The sequence below is a fragment of the Bradyrhizobium sp. HKCCYLRH2047 genome (genome assembly GCF_051168175.1).
In the GTDB taxonomy this organism is placed as follows: Bacteria; Pseudomonadota; Alphaproteobacteria; order Rhizobiales; family Xanthobacteraceae; genus Bradyrhizobium.
The window spans coordinates 632,376-653,150 of sequence record NZ_JBNPUM010000001.1; the positions used below are offsets into that span (position 1 = coordinate 632,376).

General features: G+C 66.8%; 16 protein-coding genes. 11 read left to right on the top strand and 5 right to left on the bottom strand.

Features of this window, described 5'->3' with window-relative positions:
* Window positions 1–107: 107 nt before the first annotated feature.
* On the bottom strand, window positions 108–2,840 hold the full coding sequence (mutS, locus tag ACQR1D_RS02880) for a DNA mismatch repair protein MutS (protein WP_434839909.1): 2,733 nt from the start codon (window positions 2,838–2,840) through the stop codon (window positions 108–110).
* A 591-nt stretch (window positions 2,841–3,431) separates the two neighbouring features.
* Between mutS and pcaF the strand changes: the two genes are divergently transcribed.
* The 6 genes from pcaF to ACQR1D_RS02910 all read left to right on the top strand — a co-directional run bounded on the left by pcaF (window position 3,432) and on the right by ACQR1D_RS02910 (window position 10,611).
* Entirely contained in the window at window positions 3,432–4,640 is a 1,209-nt protein-coding gene (gene pcaF / locus ACQR1D_RS02885) for a 3-oxoadipyl-CoA thiolase (protein ID WP_315803817.1), read from the top strand.
* A gap of 132 nt (window positions 4,641–4,772) precedes the next feature.
* Window positions 4,773–5,666 (top strand): dioxygenase, encoded by an 894-nt coding sequence (locus ACQR1D_RS02890; protein ID WP_434839908.1) that lies wholly within the window; start codon window positions 4,773–4,775, stop codon window positions 5,664–5,666.
* A 60-nt stretch (window positions 5,667–5,726) separates the two neighbouring features.
* On the top strand, window positions 5,727–6,791 hold the full coding sequence (locus ACQR1D_RS02895) for a phosphotransferase (RefSeq protein ID WP_434839907.1): 1,065 nt from the start codon (window positions 5,727–5,729) through the stop codon (window positions 6,789–6,791).
* Between the two features lie 249 nt (window positions 6,792–7,040).
* A complete protein-coding gene (locus ACQR1D_RS02900; protein WP_434839906.1) occupies window positions 7,041–8,207 on the top strand; it encodes a PspA/IM30 family protein in 1,167 nt (388 codons plus the stop codon).
* A 22-nt stretch (window positions 8,208–8,229) separates the two neighbouring features.
* Complete coding sequence (locus tag ACQR1D_RS02905; protein WP_315803814.1) at window positions 8,230–8,880, top strand: OB-fold-containig protein; 651 nt, start codon at window positions 8,230–8,232, stop codon at window positions 8,878–8,880.
* A 36-nt stretch (window positions 8,881–8,916) separates the two neighbouring features.
* On the top strand, window positions 8,917–10,611 hold the full coding sequence (locus ACQR1D_RS02910; protein WP_434839905.1) for a flotillin family protein: 1,695 nt from the start codon (window positions 8,917–8,919) through the stop codon (window positions 10,609–10,611).
* Window positions 10,612–10,874: 263 nt separating this feature from the next.
* On the opposite strand, the gene ACQR1D_RS02915 is transcribed toward ACQR1D_RS02910, so the two are convergent.
* The 3 genes from ACQR1D_RS02915 to ACQR1D_RS02925 are packed head-to-tail and all read right to left on the bottom strand — an operon-like array spanning window position 10,875 to window position 14,065.
* Window positions 10,875–12,431: a DHA2 family efflux MFS transporter permease subunit gene (locus tag ACQR1D_RS02915; protein ID WP_315803812.1), complete on the bottom strand. Its 1,557-nt coding sequence runs from the start codon at window positions 12,429–12,431 to the stop codon at window positions 10,875–10,877.
* 4 nt (window positions 12,432–12,435) lie between these two features.
* Entirely contained in the window at window positions 12,436–13,593 is a 1,158-nt protein-coding gene (locus tag ACQR1D_RS02920; protein ID WP_316215291.1) for an HlyD family secretion protein, read from the bottom strand.
* Window positions 13,586–14,065 carry a MarR family winged helix-turn-helix transcriptional regulator gene (locus tag ACQR1D_RS02925; RefSeq protein WP_315803810.1) on the bottom strand — a complete coding sequence of 160 codons (480 nt, stop codon included), beginning with the start codon at window positions 14,063–14,065 and terminating at the stop codon, window positions 13,586–13,588. Before ACQR1D_RS02925 ends, ACQR1D_RS02920 begins: the two co-directional genes overlap by 8 nt.
* A 174-nt stretch (window positions 14,066–14,239) precedes the next feature.
* On the opposite strand from ACQR1D_RS02925, the gene ACQR1D_RS02930 reads away from it, so the two are divergent.
* The 5 genes from ACQR1D_RS02930 to ACQR1D_RS02950 all read left to right on the top strand — a co-directional run bounded on the left by ACQR1D_RS02930 (window position 14,240) and on the right by ACQR1D_RS02950 (window position 18,202).
* Window positions 14,240–14,731 (top strand): Fur family transcriptional regulator, encoded by a 492-nt coding sequence (locus tag ACQR1D_RS02930; RefSeq protein ID WP_315751916.1) that lies wholly within the window; start codon window positions 14,240–14,242, stop codon window positions 14,729–14,731.
* 227 nt (window positions 14,732–14,958) lie between these two features.
* Entirely contained in the window at window positions 14,959–15,912 is a 954-nt protein-coding gene (locus ACQR1D_RS02935; RefSeq protein WP_434839978.1) for a DMT family transporter, read from the top strand.
* A gap of 13 nt (window positions 15,913–15,925) precedes the next feature.
* The gene (ispG, locus tag ACQR1D_RS02940; RefSeq protein ID WP_315803808.1) at window positions 15,926–17,215 is read left to right on the top strand and encodes a flavodoxin-dependent (E)-4-hydroxy-3-methylbut-2-enyl-diphosphate synthase; all 1,290 of its coding nucleotides are present in this window, start codon (window positions 15,926–15,928) and stop codon (window positions 17,213–17,215) included.
* A 43-nt stretch (window positions 17,216–17,258) separates the two neighbouring features.
* Window positions 17,259–17,516: a hypothetical protein gene (locus ACQR1D_RS02945; protein WP_434839904.1), complete on the top strand. Its 258-nt coding sequence runs from the start codon at window positions 17,259–17,261 to the stop codon at window positions 17,514–17,516.
* Between the two features lie 173 nt (window positions 17,517–17,689).
* A complete protein-coding gene (locus ACQR1D_RS02950) occupies window positions 17,690–18,202 on the top strand; it encodes a GNAT family N-acetyltransferase (protein WP_315803806.1) in 513 nt (170 codons plus the stop codon).
* A gap of 945 nt (window positions 18,203–19,147) precedes the next feature.
* Here the strand turns inward: ACQR1D_RS02950 and ACQR1D_RS02955 are convergent.
* The gene (locus ACQR1D_RS02955; RefSeq protein WP_434840480.1) at window positions 19,148–20,755 is read right to left on the bottom strand and encodes a Na+/H+ antiporter; all 1,608 of its coding nucleotides are present in this window, start codon (window positions 20,753–20,755) and stop codon (window positions 19,148–19,150) included.
* Between the last annotated feature and the right edge of the window lie 20 nt (window positions 20,756–20,775).

Below are 20,775 nucleotides of genomic sequence, written 5' to 3' on the forward strand. Positions count from 1 at the left end.
CCGGGGCGCGCGAAGCGCGAGCCCGGAATCCATTGGGCCGCGTGCGCTGACGAGAGATGGATTCCGGGTTCGCGCTGATGCGCGCCCCGGAATGACGGAGAAACAAATCAGTTGCGCGGCAGCTTCGCCTTCAGCCGATACAGCGCGTCCATCGCCTCGCGCGGCGTCATCTCGTCGGGATGCAGCGCCTTGACCGCGGCGATCAGCTCTTCCGCTTCCTTCGACATCGCAGGCTCCACGGCCGCGCGCGACGGCACCGCGAACAGCGGCAGGTCGTCGACCAGCGCACGCGCGCTCTGGCCGCGGTCCTGAGCCTCCAGCTTCGCCAGCACCGATTTGGCGCGGCTGATCACCGCCGGGGGGAGACCGGCGAGCTTCGCCACCTGAATGCCGTAAGAGCGGTCGGCCGAGCCGGGCAGCACCTCGTGCAGGAACACCACGTCGCCCTGCCATTCCTTGACCCGCACCGTGGCATTGAACAGCCGCGGCAGCTTGGCGGCGAGGGCTGTCAGCTCATGGTAATGCGTCGCGAACAGCGTGCGGCAGCGGTTGCTCTCGTGCAGATGCTCGATCGCCGCCCAGGCAATGGAGAGACCGTCGAACGTCGCGGTGCCGCGTCCGATCTCGTCGAGGATCACCAGCGCGCGCTCGCCGGCCTGGTTGAGGATCGCGGCGGTCTCGACCATCTCGACCATGAAGGTCGAACGTCCGCGCGCGAGATCGTCTGCGGCGCCGACGCGCGAGAACAGCCGGTCGACGATGCCGATGCGGGCGCGGCTCGCCGGCACGAAGCTGCCGATCTGCGCCAGCAAGGCAATCAGCGCGTTCTGACGCAGGAAGGTCGATTTACCCGCCATGTTCGGACCGGTGAGCAGCCACAACTGGCCGCTCTTGTGTCCCGGCGTCGGCGACAGGTCGCAGGAATTGGCGATGAACGGCTGACCCTCGCGCTTCAGGGCCTGCTCGACCACCGGATGGCGGCCACCTTCGATGGCAAAGCCGAGCGAGCCATCGACCTCGGGCCTGACGTAGTTGTCGTCGACCGCGAGCTTGGCGAGGGCGGTGGCGACATCCAGCATCGCAAAGCCATGCGCGGCGGCGCGCAGATCGTCGCCGATCGCGAGCGCGGCCGCACACAGCCGGTCGAAGATCTCGAGCTCGAGATTGAGCGCGCGCTCGCCGGCATTGGCGATCTTGGCCTCGATCTCGCCGAGCTCCGACGTGGTGAAACGCACCTGGCCGGCCAGCGTCTGGCGATGGATGAAGGTCGCGTTCAACGGTGCCGTCATCAGCTTGTCGCCGTGCTGCGCGGTGACCTCGACGAAATAGCCGAGCACGTTGTTGTGCCGGATCTTGAGTGCCTTCACCCCGGTCTGGTCGGCGTAGCGCGCCTGCATCGAGGCGACGACGAGCCGCGAGGCGTCGCGCAGATTGCGCGTCTCGTCCAAGGTCGCATCATAGCCTGATCGCACGAAGCCGCCGTCGCGCTTGATCAGCGGCAGCTGCTCGTCGAGCGCGCGGGCGAATTCGTCGGCGAGCGCGCGCGCCGGCCGCGCCAGCGCGGCCATCACCGAGGCGATCTCCTGCGGCGGCTGGTCGAGCGCCGACAGCCGCTCCAGCGCCTGGTCGGCGGCGAGGATGCCATCGCGCAGAGCGGCGAGATCGCGCGGGCCGCCGCGGCCGACCGAGAGCCGCGCCATCGCGCGGGTCATGTCGGGCGCGCCGCGCAGGATCGAGCGGATGTCCTCGCGCGCGGCGCTATCGGCAACGAAAACGTTGACCGCGTCGAGCCTTCGCCCGATCTGCGCGGGCTCGGTCAGCGGCGCAGCGAGGCGTTGCGCGAGGAGGCGCGAGCCGGCCGAGGTCACCGTGCAGTCGATGGCGTCGAGCAGCGAGCCGCGCCGCTCGCCGGCGAGCGTGCGCGTCAATTCGAGATTGGCGCGGGTCGCCGGATCGATCGCCATGGTGCTGCCGGTCGCCTCGCGCGCTGGCGGCGCCAGCGGCGGGCGCTGGCCCACTTGCGTGCGCTCGACATAGGTGACGCAGGCAGCGGCGGCGGTCGCCTCCAGCCGCGACAGCACCGCGAGCCCGTCCATGGTCGCGACCGCGAAATAGTCGCACAGCCGCCGCTCTGCGGTGGCGCCGTCGAACACGTCGCGGGTCAGCGGCGTCACGGCGGTGAGCTCGCGCAGCACAGGCTCGAACGCCGCGTCCGAATACAGCGCGTCGGAGACGATGACCTCGTTCGGGTTGATACGGGCCAGCGTCGCCGTGAGCTCGGCAAAGGCACATTCGGTGACGATGAAGTCCGAAGTCGAGATGTCGATCCAGGCGAGCCCGAGCCGGTCGCCGCCGGACGAGCCGCGGCTGCGCGCGATCGCCAGCAGATAGTTGTTGGCGCGCGCGTCGAGCAGATTGTCTTCCGTCAAGGTGCCCGGCGTCACCACGCGCACCACGCCGCGCTTGACCACGCTCTTGTTGCCGCGCGCCCGCGCCGCCGCCGGATCCTCCATCTGCTCGCACACGGCGACGCGGATGCCTTGCGCGATCAAGCGATGCAGATAGTCCTCGGAGCGCTCCACCGGCACGCCGCACATCGGGATATCCTGGCCCAGGTGCTTGCCGCGCTTGGTCAGCACGATGCCGAGCGCTTTCGAGGCGACCTCCGCATCCTCGAAGAACAGCTCGTAGAAGTCGCCCATCCGGTAGAACAGCATCAGCCCCGGATGCGCTGCCTTGATGTCGAGATACTGCTCCATCATCGGCGTGAGCTTGGCCGGCGCCTCGGCGGGCGCGGTGTCAGGCGGAACCGGGGCGGAGATGGGTTGCTGGATCGTCATGGCGCGGAAACTAGCCAATTTGCCCGGACGGTCCTACCGCTTTGCAGGCGATGTCCCGGTTTTCCACGATGGCGATTCTTGCCCTGATCGACCGCTTGTGAGGGGCGCCGCTCTCTCCTCTCGTCATTCCGGGCCGTGCGCAGCACGAACCCGGAATCCATCGTGCGGCATCACGCGCAGCCGGATGGATTCCGGGCTCGCCGCGCTGCGCGCGCCGCCCCGGAATGACGGCGAGTGTGGCGCGACGGTGTTCGCCAAACTTGCGGTTCGGGCAGTGAAAGTCGTTGCGCCTCCCCCGCGCTTGTCCGCCGTAGCTCGAGGAGCGAAGGCGGATGCGGGGGAGGTCGTATCGCATCGAAGATGCGATACGGGTGGGGGACGTCTCTCGACACGACGAGTGGCGCTTGGGGCGGCCCCCACCCCAACCCTCCCCCGCAAGCGGGGAGGGGGCGCACCGTGTGCTGGGAGACGGTGTGCGCACGCCATTGTCGGCGCATAGCACCCCGCGTCCCCGTCATTTGACCTGCCTCCAGGGCACTCCTAAAACCGCCGTCAATTCTGACCAGAAACACGAAAGTTCGGGAGAGAGCGATGCGAGACGTGTTCATTTGTGATGCGGTGCGGACTCCGATCGGCCGCTTCGGCGGCGCGCTGGCCAAGGTGCGCACCGACGATCTCGCGGCCACCCCGCTCAAGGCGCTCAAGGCGAAGCATCCCAATCTCGACTGGGCTGCCGTCGACGAGGTGTTCTTCGGCTGCGCCAACCAGGCTGGCGAGGACAACCGCAACGTCGCGCGCATGGCGCTGCTGCTCGCGGGCCTGCCGGATTCCATTCCCGGCCAGACCTTGAACCGTCTCTGCGCCTCCGGTCTCGACGCGGTCGGCGCGGCGGGACGTGCGATCCGCGCCGGCGAGGTCGATCTGGCGATCGCCGGCGGCGTCGAATCCATGACGCGCGCGCCGTTCGTGCAGGGCAAGGCGACCGAGGCGTTCTCGCGCTCGGCCGAGATCTTCGACACCACGATCGGCTGGCGCTTCATCAATCCCTTGATGAAGCAGCAGTATGGCGTCGACTCCATGCCGGAGACCGGCGAGAACGTCGCCGAGGAATTCCAGGTCTCGCGCGCCGACCAGGACGCGTTCGCGATCCGCTCCCAGCAGCGCGCCGGAAAGGCCATCGCCTCTGGCTATTTCGCCGCCGAGATCACGCCGGTCATGGTGCCCGGCGGCAAGGCCGGCCCTGTGACGGTGGACAAGGATGAGCATCCGCGCCCCGAGACCACGCTCGAAGGCCTCGCCAAGCTGAAGCCGATCGTGCGCAATCCCGGCACCGTCACCGCCGGCAATGCGTCGGGCGTCAATGACGGCGCCGCCGCCATGATTCTCGCCTCGGAAGCGGCGGTGAAGAAGCACGGCCTCACGCCCCGCGCGCGCGTGCTCGGCCTGGCCTCCGCCGGCGTGCCGCCGCGCATCATGGGCATCGGCCCGGTGCCGGCGGTGCGCAAGCTGATGGAGCGGCTCGGCCTGAAGATCAGCGATTTCGACCTGATCGAGCTCAACGAGGCGTTCGCCTCCCAGGGCATCGCCTGCCTGCGCCAGCTCGGCGTCGCCGAGGACGCCGATTTCGTCAACCCGCATGGCGGCGCCATCGCGCTGGGACATCCGCTCGGCATGAGCGGCGCGCGCATCGCGATGACCGCGGTGCACGGCCTCGAGGTGCGCGGGGGAAAACGCGCACTGGCCACGATGTGCGTCGGCGTCGGCCAGGGCGTCGCGCTGGCGGTCGAGATGATCAACTGATCCCAAACCCTCATCCTGAGGAGCCCGCCTCTTGGCGGGCGTCTCGAAGGATGAGGCCCGGCACTGGCCTCATGGTTCGAGACGGCGCTTCGCGCCTCCTCACCATGAGGGGAAACAGCGGAGAGCGCCGCCATGACCATCTTCCGCGAACAGGACGTCACGCCGGCCGTATTGGCGGTGATGGAGCGCACCGAGAATCCGCGGCTGCGCGAGATCATGGTGTCGCTGATCAAGCACCTGCACGGCTTCGTCCGCGATGTCAGGCTGACCGAGGCGGAATTTCGCGAAGCCGCCGCCATCATTGCCGAGCTCGGACAGCGCACCAACGACACGCATAACGAAGTCGTGCTGATGGCCGGCTCGCTCGGCGTCTCGCCGCTGGTCTGCCTGCTCAACAATGGCGATGGCGGCAACACAGAGACGGCGCAGTCGCTGCTTGGCCCGTTCTGGCGGCTGAATTCGCCTGTTACCGAGAACGGCGGCTCGATCGTGCGTTCGGCGACGCCGGGTCCGGCGTTGTTCGTGCACGGGCGCGTGGTCGATCCGAAGGGCGCGCCGATTGCCGGCGCCGAGGTCGACGTCTGGCACGCCTCGCCGGTCGGCTATTACGAGAACCAGGATCCGGAGCAGGCCGATATGAACCTGCGCGGCAAGCTCGTGACCGACGCCGACGGCCGCTTCTGGTTTCGCTCGGTGATGATGGTCGGCTACCCCATCCCGACCGACGGCGTCGTCGGCCGTCTCCTGAAGGCGCAGGGCCGCCATCCCTATCGCCCGGCGCATCTGCATGCGCTGATCGTCAAGCCCGGCTTCAAGGTCCTGATCTCGCAGGTCTACGACCCCAACGACCCCCACATCGACAGCGACGTGCAGTTCGGCGTGACCAAGGCGCTGCTCGGCAACTTCATCCGCCACGACACGCCGCACCCGACGGAGGTCGATATCACCGCGCCCTGGTACTCGCTCGATCACGTCTACCGGATGGAAGCCGGCGACACCGTACTGCCGCGGGCGCCGATCAAGTAGCGCTCAACGACTTCCATGCTAGTGTGGGCCAGGCTGCAACCCTGAAGGGATAGCGCCCGCATGGCCTCAACCGACTTGCCCTCCGCTGCCGAGCCTGCCGCGTTGACGGCCACGATGCGCGACGCGGGCGTGCTCGATTCTGGCACGGTGTCGGATGTCACCGTGATCAGCGACCGCCCGATGCTGGTGTCGCGCATCATCCGTCTTGGGCTGACCTATGATGGCGCCGCGCCGGATGCGCCGAAGACGCTGATCCTGAAGACCCCGCTGCCGGCCTTTGCCAAGACGCTGTGGCAGGGCGGCCGCCACGAGGTCACCTTCTATCGGGAGCTGGCACGGGTCATGCCGCCGCGCCTCGTGCCGGGCGGCTTCGGCGGTGCCTGGGACGAAGGCGCCATGACCTGGCACCTGCTGCTGGAGGATCTCACCGACACCCATCGGATGGCGACACAATGGCCGCTGCCGCCGACCGTGCCGGACGCCGAGCGAATCGTGCGCGCGCTGGCGCGGCTGCATGCGGCGTGGTGGGACGATCCGCGGCTCGGCGTGAGCGTCGGTAGCTTCGCGACACCAGAGCAGACGGCGGCGAATGTCAGCGAGTTTGCCGGCCACTACGCGCGCTTCGCCGATCAGCTGGGTGACCGGCTGAGCGCAGAGCGTCGCGCCATCTACGAGCGTTTCCTCGCGGCCACGCCACAGCTTCTGGAGCGCTATCATTCGCGGCGAAATCTCAGCATCGCCCATGGCGATGCGCATGTCTGGAATTTCCTCGTGCCCAAGGCCGCAGGCAGCGATGACGTCCGTGTGTTCGATTTCGACCATTGGCGGATCAACGTGCCGGCGCAGGATCTCGCCTACATGATCGCGCTGCATCTCTTTCCCGAGCGCCGCTCCGTCGTCGAGCGGCCATTGCTCGACTGCTATCACGAGACGTTGGTTGCGCATGGTGTCACCGGCTATGACCGCGCGGCGCTCGATCGGGACTATCGTTACGCCGTGCTGTGGCACATCACCAAGCCGGTCTGGCAATGGGCGATCGAGATCCCGCCGCTGATCTGGTGGGCTCATCTGGAGCGCATCTTCCTCGCCATCGACGACCTCGGCTGCCGCGATCTGCTGGACTGATCGTCCCGACATCCACTGAGGTCGCTCACGTCAGGCGTGTTCATCGCGACGTTGCACGTCAATGCCGTGCTTTTGGCGCTGCCGTTATCAGCCGTCTTAACGATCACCAGAGATTGTTCATCGGCCTTAAACCGCCGGATGGGGGCGGCGCGACATATCTGCATGTGCACGGCGTTCGGCGTGGTCACGGAAAGGTGCGGCTCCCCAGGGGTAGAGGGTGGCTTGCGAAAGCACGAAAATAGTGCTTTGATGTTCCTCATGGCCGGAATTTACGATCAGGCTGTTCGCTACCGTCTCGTCCCCAACTCCGAGGCGCGGGCGGCGATCGAGGCGACCTTCGCCGATTATGCCCGGATGATGGACATGCTCGACGAGATCGCTGCCGCCAAAGGCATCGGCGCCAATCTGGTCGCGCTGCACGGCCATGCCTATGGGCCGGTCCGCAAGGCCACCCGGCTGCCCTCGCGCCTGGTCACGCTCGGCCTGCGCGACCGCGCCGCCTATCGCGCCGCATCGACCCCGCGACTGCCGCTCGACGACCGCCTGGTGAATGTTCGGGACGCCGGCACGCTGTCGCTCGGCACCGCGCTCGGCCGCTTCACCATCCCGTTCGAGGTCACCGGCTATGCCGCGGGCTGGACGCATGCGACGCCGGCGCAACTCGTCCGCACCGATAATGGCGACGTCGAAGTCCGTTTCGGCGTCACCGCCAGCTCACATCCGACCATCAGCCCAGGAAAGGACCACGTCATGCTCGCCGAACACGCGCCGGCTCCCGACACGCTCCTGTCACGCGCCGGGCGCCTCATCGCCGGCATCGCTTATGGAGCGATCGAAAAGGCCGAGGACAAGAATCGGGTCGCGCTGGTCAGCCAGGCGATCCGCGAGATCGAGCAGGCCGAGCGCGAATCGCGCGAGAGCCTGTCGCATGCGCGCGCCGAGGAATATCGGCTCAACGCACGCCGCGCCGAGATCGAGCGCGAGACGACCGTGCTGGCCGAGCAGATCCGCGTCGCCATCGCCGAGCACCGCGACGATCTCGCCCGCGCCGGCATCGCCCGGCAGATGGATCTCGAAGCCCAGTTCGAGGTGCTGTCGAAGGCGATCGACGAGAATGCCGAGCGCGTCGATGTGGTGCTCACGACCCTGCGTGCGATCCTGTCGAGCCTGCAGGACGCGCAGGCGCGGCTCGCCGAACTCGAGCGCAGCGAGGCGCTCGCCGAGCAGCCGAAGGCCACGTCGCGCAAGTCGGGCGATACCGGCCTCGCCAGGGCCGCGCGCGCCTCCCGCGTCATCGCCCGCGCGACCGGCGTGCCGGAAGGCATCGCGCCGTCGCCCGACATCGACGAATTGTCGAAGCTGAAGCGCGACAAGGACATTGCCGAGCGGCTGGCGCGGCTGAAATCGCAGAATTGAACGGGCAGGGGCGCGTCGTCCCATGACCATCGTCGACCATTTCATGCAACCTGAGGTGCGGCCGTTCGCGATCGCCGCCGTGATGATCGTGCTGGTCGGCGGCGTCGAGATCGGCTCGATGCTGATCGGCCTGTCGATCAGCGAGCTGCTCGGCCAGACCGTCGATCTCGGTCACGACGGCGACAGCACCAGCGTCGGTCATGTGCTGTCCTGGATCAATGTCGGCGGTGTGCCGCTGATGATCTGCATCCTGCTCGCGCTCGGCATCTTCTCGATCACGGGTTTTCTCATTCAGGATGCCGCGCGGCTGGTAGCGGTGGCGCTGCCGCCAACGGCCGCGGGCATGCTCGCCGCCGTCGTCACCGTGCCGCTGCTGCGCAGCTCGACGCGCTATGCGGCGCGGCTGGTCCCGCAGGATGAGAGCTATGCGGTCGGCCTGTCCGATCTCGTCGGCCGCACCGGTGAGGTCGCGGTCGGCCCGCTCGACGGCGGGCTGCCCGGCCGCGTTCGCGTCAAGGACGTCCACGGCAATTGGCACATGGTGACGGCCTCGGCCGCGCCGGACTCACCAGCCTTGCCGGTGGGCGCGTCGGTTCTCCTCGTCGACCGCAAGGACGGCCGCTTCATCGCGATCGCCGCAGCCGACGAGCTCACGAGCTCCAAGACACTTTAGCCCCAAGACACTTTCCTCAACCCGAAAGTAAATCCCATGTTTGATCTGGTTCTGCCTGCGTCGATCGGCGTTGTGCTGCTGGTCGTTCTCGGCACTGTCTTTGCCGTTCTCTACCATCGTTCCACCCGCGACGAGGCGTTCGTGCGCACCGGCCTCGGCGGCAAGAAGGTGGTGCTCGACGGCGGCGCCGTGGTGCTGCCGATCTTCCACTCCATCGCGCGCGTGAATCTGAAGACGCTGCGGCTGCGCGTCGAGCGCTCGAAGAAGGATTCGCTGATCACCAAGGACCGCATGCGCGTGGACATCGACGCCGAATTCTACGTGCGCGTGAAACCCGACGTCGATTCGATCGCGCTGGCCGCGCAGACGCTCGGCGCCGTCACCAACAATGCCGAATTGCTGCGCGACCAGGTCGAGGCCAAGTTCGTCGACGGACTGCGCTCGGTCGCGGCGACGATGGAGCTGTTGGACCTGCAGGAGAAGCGCTCGGATTTCGTCAAGCACGTCCAGGCCGCGGTCGAGGCCGACGTGCAGTCCAACGGCCTGGAGCTGGAATCGGTGTCGCTGACCAAGCTCGACCAGACCGACATCTCGTTCTTCAACGCCGAGAACTTCTTCGACGCCGAAGGCCTCACTCTCTTGAAAACGGTCACCGAGACCCGCCGCCGCGACCGCAACGCGATCGTGCGCGACAACGAGGTCGCGATTGCGCAGAAGGACCTCGAGGCGCGCCAGCTCACCCTGACGATCGAGCGCACCAAGAAGGAGGCCGAGCTCAGCCAGGAGCGCGACATCGCCAACAAGACCGCGAGCACCCGCGCCGAGGTTGCGAGCGCCACCCAGACCGCGTGGCAGACCGAGGAGAATGCCCGCATCGAGGCGCAGCAGAAGATCGCCCAGCGCGAAGCCGAGGCATTGAAGGTGCGCGAGACCGCGGCGATCGAAAGCAATCTCGCGATCAACCGCCGCAAGACCGACGCCGACCGCGAGATCCAGATCGCCACCCAGGACAACGACATCCAGATCGCGACCAAGAGCAAGGAAACCTCGGAGGCGCGCGCGGTCGCCAAGGCGGCCGAGGCGCTCGCGGTCTCCGCGGAGGAAAAGGTCACGACGGCGCGCGCCATCGAGATCGCCGATCGCGAGCGTCAGACCGCGGTCATGGCGGCGCGGAAGGAGGCCGAGCAGCGCTCGACCGGGATCACTGTCGCTGCGGAAGCCGAGAAGCGCGCGGCGGTCGATCGCGGCGAGGCCGCCAAGACCCTGGCCGAAGCGGAGGCCGAGGCCAACAAGATCAAGGCTGTCGGCGTGCGCCAGATCGGCGAGGCGGAAGCCGCGGTGATCCTGATGAAGAACGAAGCCCAGAACAAGCTCGGTAGCAACGTGATCGATTTCGAGCTCGCCAAGCAGCGCATCGCGACCATGCCCGCCGCGCTCGGCGAGATGGTCAAGCCGATCGCCAACCTGAAGGACGTCCGCATCCTGCACACCGGTGGCGCCTTCGGCGGCAACGGCAATGGCGCGGCCGGCGGCAATGTCGGCTTCGGCGAGGGCCTCGCCGGCGAGCTGCTGCGCGTGCACGCGCTGAAGCCCTTGATCGACGAGATCCTGGTGCAGTCCGGATTCAAGCCCGGCGACGATCCGGTGCAGGCGCTGGCGGGTGTGATCGTGCCGGCCACGGAGACGAATACCGCTGCCGGGCCGAAGATCGAGCCACTGCAGAAGCCGTAAGCAAGACACATGAAAAGGGAAGCCCCGGGGCTGGGGGCGGCGCTGGAGGAGCCACCGCCCCCGCCCGGCACATCACGAGTGGGGCGCTCATGAGGTGCAGTCTCTGCGCGCAACTCATACGCAGAGAACCGAGTGGGGTGAACAGAAGATAGCCGGAAACGCGCCGGATTGAAGTTACAAATCCATCACGTCGTGGTCACCTTTTTGCTATCCCGGTCCCGCTGCGTCTCAACAGCACGCGAATTTTCCGTCACGGGGAAGCGTCACTCCATCACGGCGTGGTCGGCCGGGGCAGACTGGGCGCGCAGCGCGCTGCGCGTCGAGCCGATCATGACCGCGAGCGGGATCGACACCAGGATGAACGTCATGACCAGCTGGTAGTCGTGCGAGAAGGCCAGGATCTGCGCCTGCACCATGACCATCGCGTCGGCCATTGCGCGCCCGGCATCGGTGGACAGGTTCAGCAGGCCGGCGACATTGGGCATCTGCAGGGCGTGATTGAACGGATTGATGTGCTCGACCAGGATCGCGTGGTTGCGCCGCGTTCCCTCGGTGAGCTGCGCGATCGCGATGGAGATGCCGATCGAGCTTGCGACATTTCGCACCAGGGTCAGCATCGAGGTTCCATCCGTGCGCAACTCGCCCGGCAGCGTCAGGAACGCCACGGTCGACAGCGGCACAAAGACGAGGCCGAAGCCGAACCCCTGCATGATGCTGATGGTGATGATCTCGGGCACGCCGGTCTGGTCGGTCCACGCCGTCATCTGGAACAATGACAGCGCCGTCAGCGCCAGCCCGACCACGATCAAGGTCCGCGCCTCGATGTAGCGCAGCAGGCGGCCGACCAGCATCATCGCGACGAAGGTGCCGCAGCCGCGGGTCGCGAGCAGCACGCCGGCCGTGATGATCGGATAGCCGATGACGTTCTGCAGATAGGGCGAGGACAGCGCCATGGTCGAGAACAGCACCAAGCCCATCACCGTCATGAACACGCAGCCGCCGACGAAGTTGCGGTCCTTGAACAGCGCGAACTGGATGAACGGCCGCTTCGTCGTCAGCGAATGCGCCAGGAAATAATAGAAGCCGACGCCGGCGACGATGAACTCGATGATGATCTCGTTGCTCTCCAGCCAGCCCTGATCCTCGCCGCGGTCGAGCGCGATCTGCAGCGAGCCGATGCCGATGGCGAGCGCGGCGAAGCCGAACCAGTCGAAGGTCAGCTCCGCGTTCGGCTTGGTTTCCTCCATGAACGCCATCAGGCCGAGCACGGTCACGGCGCCGAACGGCAGGTTGACGAAGAACACCCAGTGCCAGGAATAGGTCTCGGTCAGCCAGGCGCCGAGCGACGGCCCCATGATCGGGCCGAGCATCACGCCCATGCCCCAGATGGCCATCGCCTTGGCGCGCTCATGCAGCGCGTAGGAGTCGAGCATCACCGCCTGCGACAGCGGCACCAGCGAGGCACCGAACACGCCCTGCAGCAGGCGGAACAGCACCATCTGCGTGATGTCCTGGGCCAGCCCGCACATCACGGACGCGATGGTGAAGCCGGCCGAGCAGACGATGAAGGTGCGCTTGCGGCCGAAGCGGTTGGCGATCCATCCCACCGGCGCGGTCATGATCGCGGCGGCGACGATGTAGGACGTCAGCACCCAGTTGATCTGGTCCTGCGACGCCGACAAGGTGCCCTGCATGTAGGGCAGCGCGACGTTGGCGATGGTGGTGTCGAGCGCCTGCATGATCGTCGCCGTCATTGCGCAGATCGTCACCATGTTCCGGCGCAGGCCCGGAACCGCCGATGAGGCTGCCGGCGCGGTCATGACGCTACTCGTCCTTGTCCGCCGCGTGCGCCGATCCGAACAGCCCGGCCAGCGAACGCTCGTGCCCGGTGTCGATCGAGACGTTGACGCTCATGCCGGCCTTCAGCTTCGCGACGAACTTGTCGGACTTGTCGAAATGGATTCTGACGGGCACGCGCTGCACGACCTTGACGAAATTGCCGGTCGCATTCTGCGGCGGCAGGATTGCGAACTGCGCGCCGGTGCCCGGCGACAGCGAGCCGACCGTGCCCTTGAAGCGGTGGTTCGGGAAGGCGTCGACGTCGAGCTCGACCGGCTGGCCGACCGCGACATAGGTGAAGTCGCTCTCCTTCGGATTGGCGTCGACCCAGGGATTGGCGATGTCGATCACCGAGAAGACCGGCGTGCCCGCGGTGACGAAGCGGCCGAGCTGGATCTGGTCGACCTGGGTGGCGATGCCCGGCATCGGCGCGCGCAAGGTGGTGTGGTCGAGGTCGCGCTGGGCATCGTCGAGCTTGGCCTTGGCCTGGACGTACGGCGGAAACTGCTCCAGCGGCAGCTCGGGATTGCCGAGCAGTTGCGTCCTGGCATTCGACAGCTGCTGCTTGATGAACTGCGCCTGCGCGCTCGCCGTCACCAGTGCGTTCGCGGCGTTGTCGAGGTCGAGCTGCGAGCCGAAATTGTTCTTGGCGAGCGTCTGCTTGCGCTCGACGTCTTTCTGCTTGAGCTCGATGCCCTGCTGGGCGAGGTCGAGCATCTGACCGTAGATCTTGATGTTGGCGGTGAGATTCTCATAGCTCGTCCGCGCCTGCTCCAGCGCCGCCTTGGCCTGGTCGACCGCCAGGCGATAGGGCACGGGGTCGATCTCGAACAGCTCGTCGCCCTTCTGCACCTGCTGGCCTTCCTTGACGACGACCTTGACGATCTTGCCGGAGATATCGGGCGTGATGAGCACCTTCTGGGCGCCGACATAGGCGTCGTCGGTCGTCACGTAGCGTCCGCCATTGAGATACAGCACGAGGCCGCCGATGACGGCGACGAGCGGCAGCACGACCAGCAGCAAGGTGCGACGGTAGCGGCGCAGGAATCCGGGGCGCGCCGGCTTCGCGGCCGCGGCCGCGGGCGCCGCCGCATCCGGGCTGGCCTTCTGTTCAGGGGCGAGTTTCAGGGCGGGCTCAGCCATAGCGCTGTTCCTTTCGCTGCTCGTCGCACAGCGACTGCAGGGCGTTTCTCACGTTTTCCTTGATGGCTTCGAGATGGGTCATCAGCCGCTCGGCATCACCGGCGCTGATGCCCTGAAGGGCGGTGTCGGTCAGCTCGGCCTTGAGCACGCCGAGCTTGGCGAGCAGCGGGCGGGCGGCCTTCTTCAGATAGAGCCTGTTGACGCGGCGGTCGGTGTCGTCGCCGCGGCGCTCGATCAGCCCGGCCTCGGCGAGCTTGTCGATCAGCCGTGTCAGCGTGATCGGCTGCATCTCCAGCTGCTCGGCCAGCTCCGACTGCTTCATCCCCTCGTTGCGCTCGACCTTGGCCAGCACGGCCCATTGCGCGCGGGTCATGCCGAAGCGCGCGGCCTCCTTGTCGGCATAGGCGCGCATCAGGCGCTGCAGCTCGCCGAGCGTAAACAGGAAGTTGGCGTCCGCGGAGGTGCGGCTCATGGCGGTCTCGATTCGGGATCGGAGGGAACTAAGCTTTGGCTGTAATGAGCCTTGGATATAATAAGCAAGCTTATGAATATTTCATGTCCCCGCCGAGCGCACCCGCTCCGCTCAGGATGCATGGCTCGGCCGCGGCCTTTGGCGAGAGCGGCCCGAGATGCTAGATTGTCGCCAATGACCCTCGCAAAACCCACCTTCCCGGCGCCGGACCACGATCATGGCCGCTGCGCGGCCGATGCCTTGGACCATGCCGAGCGCATCTGCGCCCAGCGTGGCCAGAAGTTCACGCCGCAGCGCCGCCAGGTGCTGGAGGCGCTGCTGTCGAGCCACCGGCCGCTCGGCGCCTACGAGATCATCGAGGAACTCGCCAAGGTCGCCGCGCGGCCGGCGCCGATCACGGTGTACCGCGCGCTCGAGTTCCTGATGGCGAACGGCCTGGTGCACCGCATCGAGAGCCGCAACGCCTTCCTTGCCTGCGCCCACGACCATGAGCAGACCGCGCTGGTGGCGTTCCTGATCTGCGAGAGCTGCGGCGCCGTCGGCGAGGTTCCGGCAGCGCCGATCGCGGAAAGCCTGAAGCTGGCTGCCGCGGCATCGGGCTTCACGCCGAAACTGTCGGTCGTCGAGATCACCGGGCTGTGCGCCCATTGCCAGAAGGCGGCGTGAGGTCGGTCACTGGAGCTCAAGTCGGACAGCTGTACACATGTGACCGACCGTCGTATGCGATGACCTTGCCGCGAGGGTGGTGCGTTCCCTCTTCCCAGCCAGCGGGGCGAGGTGACCAGTGCCGTTGCTGCAGCCACGTCAGCCTCGTCTCGGGCGGATCGCGGCAACGCTGACCGCAGGTTCAATTGCGGTCCAACAAGGAAACGCTTTCGGGAGTCCACGTCCTCGTGTCCGCAACGTCCACCTCGTCCGCCGCGAGCCGTCCCCTTGGCCCCGGCGCCATCGCAGTCATTCTCGTGCTCTGCATCTCCTGGGCCTTCAACCAGATCGCGGTCAAGCTGGCGCTGCCGGAGATTCCGCCGATGCTGCAGGCGACGTTGCGCTCGGCCGGGGCGCTGCCTGTCCTCCTGCTCATCGCCCGGGTGCGCGGCGTGAGGATGTTCGAGCGCGACGGCACGCTCGTCCCCGGCCTGATCGCCGGCATGATGTTCGGCGTCGAGTTCGTGCTGATCTATGGCGGATTGCTGCTGACGTCCGCCTCGCGCGCGGTCGTGTTCCTCTACACCGCGCCCTTCTTCGTCGCGCTTGGCTCCTACCGCTTCCTGGGCGAGCGGCTCGGCGCCATGCAATGGTCGGGCTTGGCGCTCAGCTTCGCGGGCGTGGCGCTCGCGATCGGCGTTCCCCAGGCCAATGTCGATCGAACCGTGCTGCTGGGCGACCTCATGGTGGTCGGGGGCGGGTTGCTGTGGGGCGCGACCACGGTCGTCGCGAAAGGCACCCGGCTCCGCTTCGCACCCCCGGAGAAGGCCCTTGCGTACCAGGTTGCCATGTCGATTCCGATTCTGGGGGCGGCCGCCCTGCTGGCCGGGGAACGGCTCCATCAGGTTCCCAGCCCGTTCGTGACCGGCCTGATGGCCTACCAGTCGATCTGGGTGGTCGGGGCCACGTTCACGATCTGGTTCGCGCTGATCAAGGCCTACTCGGCCAGCAAATTGTCGGCATTTACCTTCATCACCCCTTTATTCGGGGTGGTGGCGAGCTATTTCATCCTGCATGACGCCCTGACGCTGGCCTTTGGCCTGGCCGCCGTGCTTGTGATCGTTGGGCTTTTTCTCGTAAACCGCCCGAACCGCGTGGTCCTGGCCGCGACTGATCCATTGCTGAATGTCACCAAAACCTGATATCCGAGCGCCCATGAACAAGCCCGAGACACTGACCCAGACCGATGTCGCCGGACCCGCTCCCCGGCATCAGACCACCAAAGTCATGGTCGGCAACGTCGCCGTGGGCGGCGGGGCGCCGATCGTGGTCCAGTCCATGACCAACACCGACACCGCCGATGTCGAGCAGACGGTGGCCCAGGTCGCAGCGCTGGCGCGCGCCGGGTCGGAGATGGTCCGCATCACCGTTGATCGCGACGAGGCCGCCGCTGCCGTCCCGCACATCCGCGAGCAGCTCGACAAGCGCGGCATCACCACGCCCCTGATCGGCGACTTCCACTATATCGGCCACAAGCTGCTGACCGACTATCCGGCCTGCGCCGAGGCGCTGGCGAAATACCGCATCAATCCCGGCAATGTCGGCTTCAAGGACAAGCGCGACACCCAGTTCTCGACCATCATCGAGCTCGCCAACAAATACGGCAAGCCGGTGCGCATCGGCGCCAATTGGGGGTCGCTCGACCAGGAGCTGTTGTCCAAGCTGATGGACGAGAACGCGGCCTCCGCGAACCCGCGCGATGCGCGCGCGGTGATGCGCGAGGCGATGGTGCAGTCGGCGCTGCACTCGGCGGAGCGCGCGCAGGAGCTCGGCATGCCGAAGGACCGCATCATCCTCTCGGCCAAGGTCTCGGCCGTGCAGGACCTGATCGCGGTGTATCAGGACCTCGCCGCGCGCTCCGACTACGCCATCCACCTCGGCCTCACCGAAGCCGGCATGGGCTCGAAGGGCATCGTCGCCTCCTCGGCCGCGCTCGGCATCCTGCTGCAGCAGGGCATCGGCGACACCATCCGCATCTCGCTGACGCCGGAGCCCGGCGGCGACCGCACGCTCGAGGTCCAGGTCGCGCAGGAGCTGCTGCAGACCATGGGCTTCCGCACCTTCGTGCCGCTGGTCGCGGCCTGCCCGGGCTGCGGCCGCACCACCTCGACCACGTTCCAGGAGCTGGCGCGCTCGATCCAGGACTTCATCCGCGAGGAGATGCCGGCCTGGAAGACGCAATATCCGGGCGTGGAAGCGCTCAACGTCGCCGTCATGGGCTGCATCGTCAACGGCCCCGGCGAATCCAAGCACGCCAATATCGGCATCTCCCTGCCCGGTACCGGCGAGGCCCCGGCCGCGCCCGTCTTCGTCGACGGCAAGAAGTTCCGCACCCTGCGCGGCCCGACCATCGCCGCCGACTTCAAGGCGCTGGTGATCGACTACATCGACCAGCGCTACGGCAGCGGCGCCAAGGCTGCGGAAAGCGTGACCGCGGCGGAGTAGGGGCGCCCGGATCTGAATCGGCGGCGCCTCCTGCGTCTCTGGGATGATTGCGCTGTGCTTCATATCGCTGCCCGAGCATCTGCTTATTAGTTTCTCCGTCATGCCCGGGCTTGTCCCGGGCATCCACGTCTTTCCCAGGATGCCGAACGAGGTGGATGGCCGGGACAAGCCCGGCCATGACGATGGGGAAGCAAGCGTGCGCATCAATCAGGTCGCGGCATACGCGTTCGCCGTGGCGCAGGGCGCCGAAAGCACGAGGAAGAGCCGGCAAAGCGACCTCCTCTTCAAAGTGCAACCTTGAGAGCGGCCAGCCCTGCAACCGTCAGCTGCTTGTGCCGCGCGCCTCAGTCTGGAATTTTCATCCGTGGATCAGCCGCTACGCGCCGCTGCCGTGACCGGCACGATCCGCCGGCCACGCCCCACTGCTGCCCGCATGATCAGCACCTTGAGGCCTGCTGAAAAAGGGACGCCTCGATGACTCTCGATATCCGTGAAATGGAGCTCGCCGAGACCTCGCTGGTCATCGACTACTTCTATGCGTCGAGCATCGAGCAGCTCGACCTGATGGGCATCGATCCGACCCGGATGCCGACCAGGGCGGTCTGGAGCAGCCTGTTCAAGACGCTCTACGCGACGCCGCTCGCCGAGCGCGCGGCGCTGCTGGTGATCTGGCGGCTCGACGGCCGGCCGATCGGCTTCTCCAGCTGCGACCGCATCGTCTACGGCAATCGGGCCCACATGCATCTGCACGTCACCGAGCCGGAGCTGCGCGGCCGCGGCCTCGGCGCCGCATGCGTCAGCCGCAGCGTCGACCTGTATTTCGAGAAGCTGCAGCTCAAGCAGTTGTTCTGCGAGCCGCACGCCTACAACACCGCCCCCAACCGCGCGCTGCAGAAGGCGGGTTTCCGCTACTTGAAGACCTACAAGACCGTGCCCGGCCCGATGAACTACCACCAGGCGGTGACGCGCTGGATGATCGAGCGGTGAGAGAGGCTGCCACGTTGAGCGCGGTGAGAACCGGCGATGGGCGGCGGATCGGACCACGTGAGACAAGAGCAAGTTTGTTGGCGAGATCTTACCGCGCCAACAGTGTCGTCCCAGCCTTGAGCCGAGACCTATAACCACCGACCTCAGTTGTCGAGCAGGCTGCCGCTGCTTTCTTCGCTATCACCCTGCCCTGTGATTATGGGTCCCGGCTCAAGGCCGGGACGACAGCGGAGGATGTGGTCGGCTATCGGTCATATCGGCCGTTCTTCGCGCGGCAAGCCGCCAGCACTTACGAATCTCAAATTTTGCCCGTCGCGTTACCATGTCGCAGCCGTCAGGCCTTGTGCCGTCGGGCAAATCAGATCGATGTTTCCGCCCGTCCCGCCTCGCTCACGAGGGGCGCTTCGCGGTCGTCACGAACGTGGAGGCGGGATGCGGTGGACGCGACGTGGCGCAGTGAGCTCGGTGCTTGCGGACGAACGTCATGGCGCGGACGGTCAAGTCGCATGGTCCTGACATCCCGATGCTGATGCCAAGCTGGCGGTGATGATCCGCTGGTGACGGGGGCAAGAAAGCCCGGTCCCCGGGGAGAGTGCGAAGCAGCCGTTAAAACCATTGCGCAGGGAGGGCCGGGTCTGTCCGGCTGAACCTGTGGTTCCTGCCGCCTGCATTTTTTTCGCAGGCGGGCCACGGGCCTCAGTCGGGGCCCGGCCTTCCCTGCGCCCTCTGATTGGAGAGGGCGGCATGAGGATCAACACTCGGACGCGAGAGCGGGCGCGAGGATGAGATGCTGTGTCTACAAGCTCAGTCGCCGTATTTGTACCCCCGCTCCGTCCACGTCATTGCGAGCGCAGCGAAGCAATCCAGAGTCCCGCCCGCCACCCTGGATTGCTTCGCTGCGCTCGCAATGACGAACGGAGAGAGCTATGCGCGACAACTCACGCCCTACAACGGAACGTGCCCATATTCCCGGTTGGCGAGGCTCGCCTCTTCCAGATCCAAATCGCGCTCGATGCGGCGGCGGGTTTCGTCGGTGATCTGGCCGTCGCGGAGCATGACGTGAATGGTCTTGCGTTCCACGCCGATCAGCTCGCGGGTCAGCTCGATGCCGAGCGCGGAGGCGTCGTATTCGTCGGCGTCGAACGCGGCCGGCAGCTGGTTGACGCGGACCTCGTGTCGAGCGCGCAGCAGCCGCATGACCTCGTCGGACACCTCGCGGTCGCTGGTCATCATCTCCAGCGACTTCAGCGCCCGGTCGAGCCCCTCGCGCCGTGCCGCAATCTCCTGCTCGTGCTCTCGCACATGCTCGGCGCGTCCGGTGTTGGAGACGCCGAGCAGGCGCACGACGATCGGCAGGGTCAGGCCGAGGCCGATCAAGGTGAAGAAGATCACGCCGAAGGCGATGAACAGGATCTCGTCGCGATAGGGAAAGGCTTCACCGGTCGAGAGCGTGAGCGGCAGCGCCAACGCGGTGGCGAGCGAGACCGTGCCGCGGACCCCGGTGAAGCCGATGATGAAGGTCTGCTGCCACGGCGGCAGCGGATCCCTGGCGCGCAGCGAGGGGCTCAGCACGCGTGGCAGGATGGTCGCCGGAAAGGTCCAGGCGAAGCGCGCGATCACGACGATCGCGACCACGAGCGCGGTGGCGATCATGATTTCGTCGAGCGGGAACGCCTTCGACTTCTCGTAGATCAGCCGCATCTGGAAGCCGGTCAAGAGGAACAGCATGCCCTCGATCAGGTAGACGACGAGGTCCCAGAAGAACACGCCCTGCAGGCGGGTCGCGGAGGAGATCCAGAGCGGTCCGTTCCAGCTCATATAGAGGCCGCAGGCGACCGTCGCGATCACGCCGGAGCCGCCGACATGCTCGGGGATCCAGTAGGCGAGATAGGGTGTCAGCAGCGACAGCGTGATCTCGACCTGCGGATCCCTGGCGTAGTGGCGGGCGCGCAGCATCAGCCAGCCGACGCCGATGCCGAACGCGATCTCGCCGACCACGATCGCGGCGAACTCGCCGGCCGCGACCGGAAGCGAGAACGCGCCGGTGGTGATGGCGGCCACGGCGAAGCGATAGAGAATCAGCGCCGTCGCATCATTGGCGAGGCCCTCGCCTTCGAGGATGACCATCACCCGGCGCGGCAGGTGCAGCCGGCGGGCGATGGCGAGCGGCGCCACGACGTCGGGCGGCGCCACGATGGCGCCGAGCAGGAAGCCGAGGCTCCAGGGCAGACCGAGAAGATAGTGGGTCGCCATCGCAACCATGGAGGCGGTGAAGATCACGCAGCCGACGGCGAGCAGCACGATCGGCCGCAGGTTGCGCTTGAACTCGCGCCAGCTCATCGCGACGCTCGACGAATAGATCAGCGGCGGCAACACCACCAGCAGCACCAGCTCCGGCGGCAGCGCGAAGGCGGGCATGCCCGGCACGAAGGCCAGCGCGATGCCGGCGAGCATCAGCAGGATCGCCGGCGCCAGGTTGGCCCGCCGTGCAAGAAGTGCGGTTCCCGCCAGCACGGCCAGCAGGATGAGGAAGGTCTGAAAATGGGCTTCCATTTGAAACAGCCTGGCGTCCT

Excerpts from the sequence above, each read along its gene's own strand:
- mutS (WP_434839909.1), bottom strand. The coding sequence starts at position 2,840 with ATGACGATCCAGCAACCCATCTCCGCCCCGGTTCCGCCTGACACCGCG.
- pcaF (WP_315803817.1), top strand. The coding sequence starts at position 3,432 with ATGCGAGACGTGTTCATTTGTGATGCGGTGCGGACTCCGATCGGCCGC.
- ACQR1D_RS02890 (WP_434839908.1), top strand. The coding sequence starts at position 4,773 with ATGACCATCTTCCGCGAACAGGACGTCACGCCGGCCGTATTGGCGGTG.
- ACQR1D_RS02895 (WP_434839907.1), top strand. The coding sequence starts at position 5,727 with ATGGCCTCAACCGACTTGCCCTCCGCTGCCGAGCCTGCCGCGTTGACG.
- ACQR1D_RS02900 (WP_434839906.1), top strand. The coding sequence starts at position 7,041 with ATGTTCCTCATGGCCGGAATTTACGATCAGGCTGTTCGCTACCGTCTC.
- ACQR1D_RS02905 (WP_315803814.1), top strand. The coding sequence starts at position 8,230 with ATGACCATCGTCGACCATTTCATGCAACCTGAGGTGCGGCCGTTCGCG.
- ACQR1D_RS02910 (WP_434839905.1), top strand. The coding sequence starts at position 8,917 with ATGTTTGATCTGGTTCTGCCTGCGTCGATCGGCGTTGTGCTGCTGGTC.
- ACQR1D_RS02915 (WP_315803812.1), bottom strand. The coding sequence starts at position 12,431 with ATGACCGCGCCGGCAGCCTCATCGGCGGTTCCGGGCCTGCGCCGGAAC.
- ACQR1D_RS02920 (WP_316215291.1), bottom strand. The coding sequence starts at position 13,593 with ATGGCTGAGCCCGCCCTGAAACTCGCCCCTGAACAGAAGGCCAGCCCG.
- ACQR1D_RS02925 (WP_315803810.1), bottom strand. The coding sequence starts at position 14,065 with ATGAGCCGCACCTCCGCGGACGCCAACTTCCTGTTTACGCTCGGCGAG.
- ACQR1D_RS02930 (WP_315751916.1), top strand. The coding sequence starts at position 14,240 with ATGACCCTCGCAAAACCCACCTTCCCGGCGCCGGACCACGATCATGGC.
- ispG (WP_315803808.1), top strand. The coding sequence starts at position 15,926 with ATGAACAAGCCCGAGACACTGACCCAGACCGATGTCGCCGGACCCGCT.
- ACQR1D_RS02945 (WP_434839904.1), top strand. The coding sequence starts at position 17,259 with ATGATTGCGCTGTGCTTCATATCGCTGCCCGAGCATCTGCTTATTAGT.
- ACQR1D_RS02950 (WP_315803806.1), top strand. The coding sequence starts at position 17,690 with ATGACTCTCGATATCCGTGAAATGGAGCTCGCCGAGACCTCGCTGGTC.
- ACQR1D_RS02955 (WP_434840480.1), bottom strand. The coding sequence starts at position 20,755 with ATGGAAGCCCATTTTCAGACCTTCCTCATCCTGCTGGCCGTGCTGGCG.